The organism is Intrasporangium sp. (assembly GCF_032907665.1).
Lineage (GTDB): Bacteria > Actinomycetota > Actinomycetes > Actinomycetales > Dermatophilaceae > Intrasporangium.
In genome coordinates, this window is the sequence record NZ_JAJJPG010000124.1 from 1 (window position 1) to 9,796 (window position 9,796).

Below are 9,796 nucleotides of genomic sequence, written 5' to 3' on the forward strand. Positions count from 1 at the left end.
GTGCTGGAGGTGCTGCGCCTCGGCGAGCGAGAGCCGCCAGTGCTCGGAGAACGGGATCATGTCGCACATGTAGAAGTAGTACGGCGTGATCGATGCGCCATCGGCGAGGGCGAAGCAGAGGTCGAGCAGCTGCTCGGGGGAGTCGTTGACCCCACGCATGAGCACGCCCTGGTTGCGGACGTCGCGCACGCCGGCCTCGAGCATCGCCCGGGAGGCCCGAGCGACGGCCGGCGTGACCGACTGGGCGTTGTTGACGTGTGTGTGGATCGCGAGGGACACGCCTCGAGCGCGCGCCTTCGTCGCGACCCGGGCCACGCCCTCGACGACGTCATCGGCGAACCAGTGCTGGGGCAGTCCCATGAGCGCCTTCGTGGCGAGGCGGATGTCGCGGATGTTGTCGATCTCGAGGAGCCGGTCGAGGAACGCCTCGAGGTTCTTCCAGGGCATGTTCGCGACGTCGCCGCCGGACACCACGACGTCCCGCACCGCGGGCGTGTCGCGGAGGTACTGGAGCATGGCGTCGTAACGGTCGACGGGCTTGAGGTCGAACTTCAGCTTGTTGACCTGGGGCGTCGAGTTGCCCACGAGGTCCATGCGGGTGCAGTGGCCGCAGTACTGCGGGCACGTCGGGAGGAGCTCCGCGAGGACCTTGGTCGGGTAGCGGTGCGTGAGACCCTCGGCCACCCACATGTCGTGCTCGTGCAGCGAGTCACGCGTGGCGTGCGGGTGCGACGGCCAGTCGGTGCGACGATCGGAGAAGACCGGGAGCATGTAGCGCCGGATCGGGTCGGCGTAGAAGGCCTCCGTGAAGTCGCGACCCCCCGTCGGCATCGGCGTGTCGGTCGACGGCACCATGGTGTTGAGCATCTGCGGTGGCACGAGCATCGACATCGTCGCCCGCTCGGCCTGGTCCTTCTCGAGGTCGGCGTAGAACCGATCGTCGAGGAGGTCTCCCATGAGCGCGCGGAGCTGCTTGATGTTGCGGACGCAGTTGACGCGTTGCCACTGCGCGCTGTCCCAGTCCTCCTGGGTCACGTCCCGCCACCCGGGAAGGCGGGTCCAGTCGGGCTCCACGAGCTCGCGCTGTCGGTAGGCGTAGGGCTGCTCAACCTTGCTCATACGACCACGATAGCCGAAGTTTCAGCGCCCAATCTTCTATGATTCGGCAATATCTTGCGTTCGCCGTTACTCCGACCGAAGGATCTCCCTATGACCCAGGGCTCCGCCTCGTCACCTGTCGGGCTGCACCGCGTCCTCGAGCCGCGGGGCGACGCGATCACGCTGCCCCAGGCGGCACGTCGGCTCGACGCCCGACCGGAGCTGTGGCCGGACGAGGTGCGCATCGAGGTGGAGACCCTCAATCTCGACGCGGCCTCCTACCGTCAGCTTGCCGACACGCACACCACGGACGGGCACCTCGACGGTCCGGCCCTCCGAGCGGAGGTCCTCGCGATCATCGCTGAGCGCGGCAAGATGCAGAACCCCGTCACCGGCTCCGGGGGGATGCTCATCGGCACGGTGGCCGAGGTCGGCCCGGAGAGCCCGACGGGTCTCGCGGTGGGGGAGCGCGTCGCGACGCTCGTGTCCCTGTCCCTGACCCCGCTGGCCATCACCGACGGGCTGGCGCGCTGGGACGGCCGCTCGGAGCAGGTCCCGGCCGAGGGCCACGCCATCCTCTTCGGGCGCACGATCGCGGCGCGACTCCCCGACGACCTCGACCCGCGGCTCGCCCTCATGGTGATGGACGTCTGTGGCGCTCCTGCCCTCGTCGAGCGGGTCGTCTCAGAGTACGCTGCCGCACTGCCCGGCGAAGCCGGCGATGTGGGCGCCCCGACCGTCGCAGTGCTCGGCGGGGCGGGCAAGTCCGGCTCGTTGTCGCTCGCCGCTGCCCGCCGCGCAGGCGCCGGGCGCCTCGTCGCCGTCGTGCCCAACGAGCGCGAGCGCGCCCTGCTGACGCCCACCGGCCTCGCCGACGAGGTCGTCATCGCCGATGCCCGCTCGCCGTTGGGACTGAGCCGGGCGGTCGAGGGCGCGGGAGGGCCCGCCGACGTCACCGTCGTGTGCGTGGACGTGCCGGGGTGCGAGCAGCCAGCGATCCTTGCGACCGCCCAGGGCGGGACGATCATCTTCTTCAGCATGGCCACGAACTTCGCGGCGGCGGCGCTCGGCGCGGAAGGCCTCGCCGCGGACGTCCGGATGCTCATCGGCAACGGCTACGTGCCCGGACACGCCGAACTGGCCCTCGACCTCGTCCGTGAGAACGCTGCCGTGCGAGGCCTCTTCGAAGGCCGCCTCGAGTCCTGACCGACCCGACCTCAGAAGAGCGAGGTCGTGATGGTGAGCCCGGGGTCCTGGGCGAAGACCCAGAAGAAGGCCAGCGTCGCCCCAGCGAGGGCCAGGTCCTTGTTGAACTGGACCATCTCCGTCTGCTTGGCCATGGGTTCGGTCTCCTTCCAGAAGGCGTGCATGAGCACCGCCGTGGGCAGGAGGAAGACGAGGAGCAGCAGGGACCCGAGGTCGCCCCACACACCGAGGAGCACCATGAGGGCCCCGACGATGATGAGGGCGCCTGAAGCCTGCGTGGCCAGCTTCGGGGAGGGCACGCCGCGCGCTCCGGCGTAGGCAGCCATGTCGGCGGTCTTGGTCAGGTGCGCGAAACCCGAGCCGAGGAAGAGAAAGGCGAAGAGAAGCCTGCCGATGAGAAATGCAACGTCCATGACGTGCTCCTGAGGAGGTGGAGGGACGGAGGTGGAGGAGGCCCGGGGGCCGAGGTAGTTACATCTTCAACGGGTCCATCCTGCTCCCTTCTGTCCCAGATGTCACGCACGGCACCACCGCACGTGACAGATGGGCGGGCCACGATGGATCCTTCGGTGACGACGCCTCCCGACCGAAGGATGTCCCGCGTTCGCTAGGCTGGCGCCGTGACTTCTCCACCGCGTCTCGAGCTCGACCCCGAGGTCGTCCGGAAGGCCCGCGCCTTGGCCCGCAAGGCGACGGCTCCCGTCGTCTCGATCGCCAGGCGGCACACGACGGTGTCCGTGGAGCGGGCCACGCTGCGTCTGGCCGGGCTGGCCGGCGCCGACCACGAGCGGGTGCCGTGGGTGAACCACCTCGTCTCGGCAGTCCGTGACGAGGTCGGCCTCGAGCACGGCGTCACCACACCCGTGTATGACGCCCTGCTGCGGGGAGAGGCACCCGACCTGGTGACCCTCGCCCAGAAGGCCGCGAGCGGCAGCGTGGCCTTCCGGCTGCCCACCGGCCGAGAGGAGAAGGCCGCGCAGCGCGCGGCCGCCCGGGGAGTCTCCGTCGGCCTCAAGCGCATCGACGCGGCCCGTCGCACGAGGGAGCGGCTCGTCGCCCGACTCGGCGACCCGGGCCAGAAGCCCTGGATCTACCTCATCGTCGCGACGGGCGACATCCACGAGGACATCCCGCAGGCCCAGGCCGCGGCCCGGGAGGGCGCCGACGTCATCGCCGTGATCCGGTCGACGGGGCAGTCACTGCTCGACTACGTCCCCGAGGGCGCGACCCGGGAGGGCTTCGCGGGAACCTACGCGACCCAGGAGAACTTCCGCCTCATGCGGGCCGCCCTCGACGACGTCAGCAAGGAGCTCGGCCGCTACGTCCGCCTCACCAACTACGCCTCGGGCCTGTGCATGCCCGAGATCGCCACGCTCGCGGGCATGGAACGTCTCGACATGATGCTCAACGACTCCATGTACGGCATTCTCTTCCGCGACATCAACCCGATCCGGACCTTCGTCGACCAGCGCTTCTCGCGCCAGATCCACGCCCGCGCCGGGATCATCATCAACACCGGTGAGGACAACTACCTCACGACTGCGGACGCGGTCGAGGCGGCGCACACGGTGACCGTCAGCCAGCTGCTCAACGAACGCTTCGCCAAGGAGGCCGGCCTCGAGGACTGGCAGCTGGGACTCGGCCACGCCTTCGAGATCAACCCCGACCTGCCGGACAGCTTCCGGCTCGAGCTCGCGCACGCCCTGCTGGCCCGCGAGCTGTTCCCGAAAGCACCGCTCAAGTGGATGCCCCCGACCAAGCACATGACCGGCGACATCTTCCGGGGCTACCTGCTCGACGGCTTCTTCAACCTCGTCGGCGCGATGACCGGGCAGGGCATCCTCCTCGTCGGGATGATGACCGAAGCCGTCGTCACCCCGTTCCTCTCGGATCGTGACCTCGCACTGCAGAACGTCCGATACGTGATGAACGCCGCGAGCGGGCTCACCGAGGACTTCCATCCGCCCCGGGACGGCTTCATCCAGACGAGAGCCCGTCAGGTGCTCAGCGAGGCGGTCGAGCTGCTCGAGCGCATCGTGCACGACTCCGATGCGGCCGGTGACCCGCCGCTGCTGGCCGCGATCGCCGACGGCACCTTCGGTCTGATGAAGCGCCCCGCCGACGCCGGCAAGGGCCTCGACGGTGTCGTCCGCCGGGCGCCGGGCTACGACAACCCGGCCATCACCGCCCTGGACGCCGGTGTCCCGAGCCGGAAGGGAGCCCGGTGATGTCGACCATCATCCGCCCCTACGGGGACACGACGGGCGACGGCATGGTCCAGATGTCGTTCACCCTTCCGATCCCGCACGACAAGCGGGCCGAGGGCGCTGCGCTCCAGCTCGCCCGAAAGATGGGCCTCGACCCGGCCCTCATCGTCCACGCCAAGCCGATGGGCCCCGACTACACGTTCTTCGTCGTCTACGGCAGCGTGCACCACCTCGTCAACCTCGACGACGTCCACGTCGTCGAACGGGAGTACCCCCTCCTCACAGCCAAGGAGGCCAACACGGCGATCCGCAAGACGCTGCGCCGCCGGCTCGTCGTGGTGGGCGCCTGCATCGGCACGGACGCGCACACCGTGGGGATCGACGCGATCCTCAACATCAAGGGCTTCGCGGGGGAGAAGGGTCTCGAGTACTACTCCGAGATCAAGGTCGTGAACCTCGGTGCACAGGTCCTCGTGCCGGACCTCGTGGCCCGTGCGAGGGCCGAGAAGGCCGACGCGGTCCTCATCAGCCAGGTCGTGACGCAGAAGGACGCGCACATCCACAACACGATGCAGATGTCTGCGGCCTTCCGGGAGGCGTACCCCGCCGGCCAGGTCCCGGTCCTCGTCGCGGGGGGCCCGCGCTTCGAGGAGGGCTCGGAGGCTCGGCTCGGGATCGACCGGATCTTCGGCCGGGGCACCACCCCGTCCGAGGTCGCCAGCTACCTCGTCCACGAGATGTCCGTCCGCAAGGGGAGGAAGTCATGACCGAGAGCCCGACGAAGGCGACCGTGGGCGCCCGCGTCACCCACCGCCGGTACGTCCCGTACAGCCACGCCCACTACGCCGGCAACCTCGTCGACGGCGCCTACTCGCTCGCCGCCTTCGGGGACGTCGCGACGGAGATGTGCATCCAGACCGACGGTGACGAAGGTCTGTTCGCGTCGTACAGCGACGTCCAGTTCAAGGCGCCGGTCCGCGCCGGCGACGTCATCGAGATCTCGGCAGAGATCGTCCGCGTCGGCAGGCGCAGCCGGGAGATGGACTTCGAGGTGCGCGTCGTCGGCCGCGGAATGCCCGAGCGTGGGCAGTCGGCGGCAGACGTCCTCGACCCCCCGATCGTCGCGACGACCGCGCGAGGAGTCGTCGTCGTCCCCTGAGTTCGGCCACCGGGGGCCGTGCCGCATACGGTTGACGCGTGCTGCCTCGTGTCATCGGTGCCCTCGTCAGCGGGGGAGTGCTGTGCCTCGCGTTCCCGACGTTCGACCTGTGGTTCCTGGCCCCCGTCTCGCTGGGCCTGCTCGTCCTCGTCCTCACCGGTGTGCGGGCGTGGGCGGCCTTCGGCCTCGGACTCCTCGCGGGGCTCGCCTTCTTCGTGCCCACGCTGCACTGGTCGGGCGTCTACGTCGGCAACCTCCCATGGTTCGCCCTGTCGACCCTCCAGGCGCTCTTCTTCGGCCTTGCCGGGGCGCTCTACGCGTGGCTGGGCCGATCGGGCCAGGTGCGCCCCGTGGTGTTCGCCCTGGTATGGGTGGTCTCGGAGGGGCTGCGTGCGCGGGCCCCCTACGGCGGATTCCCCTGGGTCAAGCTGGCCTTCTCACAGGCTGACGGCCCGTTCGGCCCCCTCGCCGCCGTGGGTGGGGCGCCGCTCGTCGGCTTCGTGCTGGCCTTGACCGGTGGCCTTCTCGCTGTAGTCGGCTCACGCGCCCGGCGTCGTATGCCGCTCCGCTCGCTCGCCCTCCCGGCTGCCCTCGCGGTGGGGCTGGCGTTGTCCGGCCTCGCGGTGCCCCTTCCGACGGGAGGGCCGACGGCGAACTTCGTCGGCGTGCAGGGCAACGTTCCGAGGCCTGGCCTCGACTTCAACGCGGAGCGACGGGCCGTGCTCGACAACCACGTCAACGCCACGCTCGCGGCGGCCGCCGAGCTCGCCTCTGGCGAGGATCCGGTCCCGGACCTCTACGTCTGGCCGGAGAACGCCTCCGACATCGACCCGCTGCGCAACGAGGATGCCAACCAGCTGATCCGCAACACGGTCGCACAGACCGGGGTCCCTCTTGTCGTCGGAGGTCTGCTCGAGGAGCCGGAGGGTTACGTCTCCAACGTGTCACTCCTCTTCGAGCCGGGCAGGGGCGACACGGACCGTTACGTGAAGCTGCACCCGGTCCCCTTCGGCGAGTACATTCCCAACCGCGACTTCTGGCGCACGTTCAGCGACAAGGTCGACCTGGTGCGGCGGGACTTCTACCCGGGCTCCGAGGTCGGGGTCTTCACCGTTCCCACGGCATCGGGGCAGCAGATCAGAGCCGGCCTGTCGATCTGCTTCGAGGTGGCCTACGACGACATCATGCGCGACGTCGTCGATGCCGGCGCCAATGTCCTCGTCGTCCAGACGAACAACGCCACCTTCGGCTACACGGCCGAGTCCCCCCAGCAGCTGGCCATCAGCAGGGTGCGTGCGATGGAGCTCGGGCGATCCGTCATCCACGTATCGACTGTGGGGCAGAGCGCCCTCATCACGCCTGATGGAACCCCCCACCAGGTGACCTCGTTGTTCACACAGGCAGTCGTTCGCGGTGCCCTACCATTACGGGACTCGAGGACGCTCGCCCTGCGGCTCGGCGAGGCCCCCGAGCTGGTCGCTGCCCTGGGTGTGCTGGCAGTCGCGGTGGTCACCACGCGCCGGCGGCCGGCAAGACGACCGGATCGACCTGGCGACACGACGACGAAGGACGAGAATGACCACACCCGAGCGTGAGCCCCTGACCCGAGTCGCCGTGCTCGTTCCCACGTACAACGAGCGGGACAACCTCCCGCGGGTCGTGGCGCGCCTGCGCTCCAGCGTGCCGGACGCGGATGTCATCGTGCTCGACGACAACTCGCCCGACGGCACCGGTGCCGTCGCGGACGAGCTCGCCGCCGGCGATCCGAGGGTCCGGGTCGTGCACCGCCCCGGGAAGGAGGGTCTCGGACGCGCCTACCTCGCCGGCTTCGCCATTGCCCTCGAAGAGGGCTACGACGCGGCCGTCGAGATCGACGCGGACGGATCGCACCAGCCCGAGCAGCTGCCGTCGCTGCTCGCCGCGCTCGCCGACGCCGACGTCGTCATCGGCGCTCGATGGGTCCGAGGTGGCGAGGTCCGCAACTGGCCGGGGCACCGCAAGGCCCTCTCCCTCGGCGCGAACCTCTACACCAAGGTGCTGCTCGGGATGAGGGTCAACGATGCCACGGCCGGGTATCGCGCCTACCGGACGAGCGCCCTTCGCACCATGGGCCTGCAGCAGGTCGAGTCGCACGGCTACTGCTTCCAGATCGACCTGACCCTGCGGGCCGTGCGGGCCGGGCTCACGGTCGTCGAGGTTCCCATCACCTTTGTCGAGCGCGAGGTCGGCGTGTCGAAGATGGGCCGGGACATCGTTCGCGAGGCGCTCACGAGCGTCACGAAATGGGGCATCGAGCACCGGGCTGCACAGGTGAGGGCGCTCGTGCAACGTGCGACGGGCCGCTCCCCGGCTCCTGCCCCGGGGTTGGGCCGGGACCGATGAGCACGCCCCCGCGTCGCGGTCGGCTGCGACCGACCAGGGTCGCGGCCCTGCTCCTGCTCGTCGTGCCCATCCTCGAGGTCATGGCTCTCGTCGGCGTCGGGCAGGTCATCGGGGGTTGGCCGACCTTCTTCCTCCTCGTCGCCATGTCGATCGTCGGCGCCTGGCTCATCCGGCTCGAAGGGGCACGGGCCTGGACCGCGTTGACCCAGGCACTACAGAGCGGGCGCATGCCGGCGCGCGAGCTCGCCGACGGGATGCTCGTGCTCATCGGCGGCACGCTGCTGCTCACACCGGGGTTCCTCACCGACATCGTCGGCCTGGCCCTCGTCCTGCCCTTCACGCGGCCGGTCGCGCGGCGACTCCTCGAGTCGGTCATCAGCCGCCGGCTCATCGCGCAGACGTCCTTCATGGGTGAGGTGCCGGGTTTCCGTGGCCCCGGGACGGCGCCGACGGCCGGTCCGGATGCGGGCCGCCGCCCCTCCAGCGCCGGGGGCGACGTGGTCGAGGGCGAGATCATCGACGAGTGATGGGCGGGGGCCACCGAGACACGGGGGCGGCCGGCCTCCGCCGGCCGGGACCCGGTGGCCACGGCGCGTCCGCCACCCGGCCACCCCCAGCGGCCACGATGGAGCGTGCGTCAGCTGGGCGGCATACGACCACACGAACGAAAGAGCCCGCCCCCACGAACGGGGCGGGCCCTCTGGCGAAGCGGTGAGGGAGTCAGGCTGACTTCTTGCGGCGCGGCTTCTCACCGCGGGACTCGCGAAGCAGCGTCAGCCGCTCCTCGAGGAGCTCCTCGAGCTCCGGGATGGAGCGACGTTCGAGCAGCATGTCCCAGTGGGTGCGCTGGTGCTTGACCGGCTTGGCTTCCGGCTCCGGTCCGCCACCCTGGAGTCGGGCGTCGAGGCCGCAGCGGCACTCCCACGTCGGCGGCACCTCGGCCTCGACGGAGAACGGCAGCTCGGTGCGGTGTCCTTCGGGGCAGACGTAGACGGTGAGCATCCGCTCACTGGGGACGACGTTCTCGTCGCTCTCAAAGCTGCGTGCGCCGAGGTTCGACCCTCGTAGTGCTCGATCTGCCATGTGGACCCCTCCCAAGAAGTCTGTTCTTGGCCTGTACCCACCCGGGTACTACCCTCACAGACGCTTGAACGAGCCAGACGGTTTCCTTGTTCCCTGGAGCCGGCGCGCAGCACGTGCGTCAGACGATGACCGGCATGGGGTTGCCGGCCTCCTCGATGCCGCGGCGCATGTCGACCTTGGCGAGCAACAGCCCGCCGACGACGAAGAAGAGGATGAGGACGATGATCGCCCACCGGTAGGAGCCGGTGAACTGGAACATCAGGCCGAAGGCAAGGGTGCCGAGCCAGCTCGTGCCTCGCTCCATCGCCTGGTAGAGGCTGAAGAACTCCGCCTCACGCCCGCGCGGGATGAGCTGGCTGTAGAGCGACCGGGAGAGTGCCTGCGTGCCTCCCAGGACGATCCCGATGAGGAAGCCGAGGGCGAGGAACACTCCCATCGCGTTCTGCGGAGTGACGAAGGCCACGACGACGACGACCGTCCAGAGGCCGATGCCGTAGAGCACGGTGCGCCAGGCACCGATCCGCCCGGCGACCCGTCCGAAGAGCCGGGCTCCGAAGAACGCGACGAACTGGACGAAGAGGAACACGCCCAACACGAACGTCTCGTCGAACTTCAGCTCCTCGATGCCGTAGAGGCTCGAGCTGCCGATGACGGTCTGGAT

The 9,796-nt window shown here is 69.6% G+C and carries 11 protein-coding genes; 7 read left to right on the forward strand and 4 right to left on the reverse strand.

What is annotated here, in order from left to right:
- Positions 1-1,119: lysine 2,3-aminomutase (locus LOY02_RS15355; RefSeq protein ID WP_317183236.1), on the reverse strand; the 1,119-nt coding region annotated here is incomplete at its 3' end.
- A 90-nt stretch (positions 1,120-1,209) separates the two neighbouring features.
- Here LOY02_RS15355 and LOY02_RS15360 point away from each other — a divergent pair.
- Positions 1,210-2,304, forward strand: coding sequence for an L-erythro-3,5-diaminohexanoate dehydrogenase (locus LOY02_RS15360; RefSeq protein WP_317183237.1), 1,095 nt, complete (start codon positions 1,210-1,212; stop codon positions 2,302-2,304).
- A gap of 11 nt (positions 2,305-2,315) precedes the next feature.
- Here the strand turns inward: LOY02_RS15360 and LOY02_RS15365 are convergent, their stop codons facing one another.
- Positions 2,316-2,717, reverse strand: coding sequence for a DoxX family protein (locus tag LOY02_RS15365; RefSeq protein ID WP_317183238.1), 402 nt, complete (start codon positions 2,715-2,717; stop codon positions 2,316-2,318).
- 207 nt (positions 2,718-2,924) lie between these two features.
- Here LOY02_RS15365 and LOY02_RS15370 point away from each other — a divergent pair, with 207 nt between their 5' ends.
- From LOY02_RS15370 to LOY02_RS15395, 6 genes are read left to right on the forward strand one after another with little or no spacing between them, the layout of a single operon-like run.
- Positions 2,925-4,532 (forward strand): lysine 5,6-aminomutase subunit alpha, encoded by a 1,608-nt coding sequence (locus LOY02_RS15370; RefSeq protein WP_317183239.1) that lies wholly within the window; start codon positions 2,925-2,927, stop codon positions 4,530-4,532.
- The gene (locus tag LOY02_RS15375; RefSeq protein WP_317183240.1) at positions 4,532-5,278 is read left to right on the forward strand and encodes an OAM dimerization domain-containing protein; all 747 of its coding nucleotides are present in this window, start codon (positions 4,532-4,534) and stop codon (positions 5,276-5,278) included. The genes LOY02_RS15370 and LOY02_RS15375 overlap by 1 nt, the downstream gene beginning before the upstream one ends.
- Positions 5,275-5,670, forward strand: coding sequence for a hotdog domain-containing protein (locus LOY02_RS15380; RefSeq protein ID WP_317183241.1), 396 nt, complete (start codon positions 5,275-5,277; stop codon positions 5,668-5,670). Before LOY02_RS15375 ends, LOY02_RS15380 begins: the two co-directional genes overlap by 4 nt.
- A 38-nt stretch (positions 5,671-5,708) precedes the next feature.
- Positions 5,709-7,265 carry an apolipoprotein N-acyltransferase gene (gene lnt / locus LOY02_RS15385; protein WP_317183242.1) on the forward strand — a complete coding sequence of 519 codons (1,557 nt, stop codon included), beginning with the start codon at positions 5,709-5,711 and terminating at the stop codon, positions 7,263-7,265.
- Positions 7,246-8,052, forward strand: coding sequence for a polyprenol monophosphomannose synthase (locus LOY02_RS15390; protein ID WP_317183243.1), 807 nt, complete (start codon positions 7,246-7,248; stop codon positions 8,050-8,052). Before lnt ends, LOY02_RS15390 begins: the two co-directional genes overlap by 20 nt.
- Positions 8,049-8,579 (forward strand): FxsA family protein, encoded by a 531-nt coding sequence (locus LOY02_RS15395; protein WP_317183244.1) that lies wholly within the window; start codon positions 8,049-8,051, stop codon positions 8,577-8,579. The genes LOY02_RS15390 and LOY02_RS15395 overlap by 4 nt, the downstream gene beginning before the upstream one ends.
- A gap of 193 nt (positions 8,580-8,772) precedes the next feature.
- Here the strand turns inward: LOY02_RS15395 and LOY02_RS15400 are convergent, their stop codons facing one another.
- Positions 8,773-9,135 carry an RNA polymerase-binding protein RbpA gene (locus LOY02_RS15400; protein ID WP_317183245.1) on the reverse strand — a complete coding sequence of 121 codons (363 nt, stop codon included), beginning with the start codon at positions 9,133-9,135 and terminating at the stop codon, positions 8,773-8,775.
- A gap of 118 nt (positions 9,136-9,253) precedes the next feature.
- On the reverse strand, positions 9,254-9,796 hold a 543-nt coding region (locus tag LOY02_RS15405; protein WP_317183246.1), incomplete at its 5' end, for an MFS transporter.

Excerpts from the sequence above, each read along its gene's own strand:
- LOY02_RS15380 (WP_317183241.1), top strand. The coding sequence starts at position 5,275 with ATGACCGAGAGCCCGACGAAGGCGACCGTGGGCGCCCGCGTCACCCAC.
- LOY02_RS15360 (WP_317183237.1), top strand. The coding sequence starts at position 1,210 with ATGACCCAGGGCTCCGCCTCGTCACCTGTCGGGCTGCACCGCGTCCTC.
- LOY02_RS15390 (WP_317183243.1), top strand. The coding sequence starts at position 7,246 with ATGACCACACCCGAGCGTGAGCCCCTGACCCGAGTCGCCGTGCTCGTT.
- LOY02_RS15375 (WP_317183240.1), top strand. The coding sequence starts at position 4,532 with ATGTCGACCATCATCCGCCCCTACGGGGACACGACGGGCGACGGCATG.
- LOY02_RS15400 (WP_317183245.1), bottom strand. The coding sequence starts at position 9,135 with ATGGCAGATCGAGCACTACGAGGGTCGAACCTCGGCGCACGCAGCTTT.
- LOY02_RS15395 (WP_317183244.1), top strand. The coding sequence starts at position 8,049 with ATGAGCACGCCCCCGCGTCGCGGTCGGCTGCGACCGACCAGGGTCGCG.
- LOY02_RS15365 (WP_317183238.1), bottom strand. The coding sequence starts at position 2,717 with ATGGACGTTGCATTTCTCATCGGCAGGCTTCTCTTCGCCTTTCTCTTC.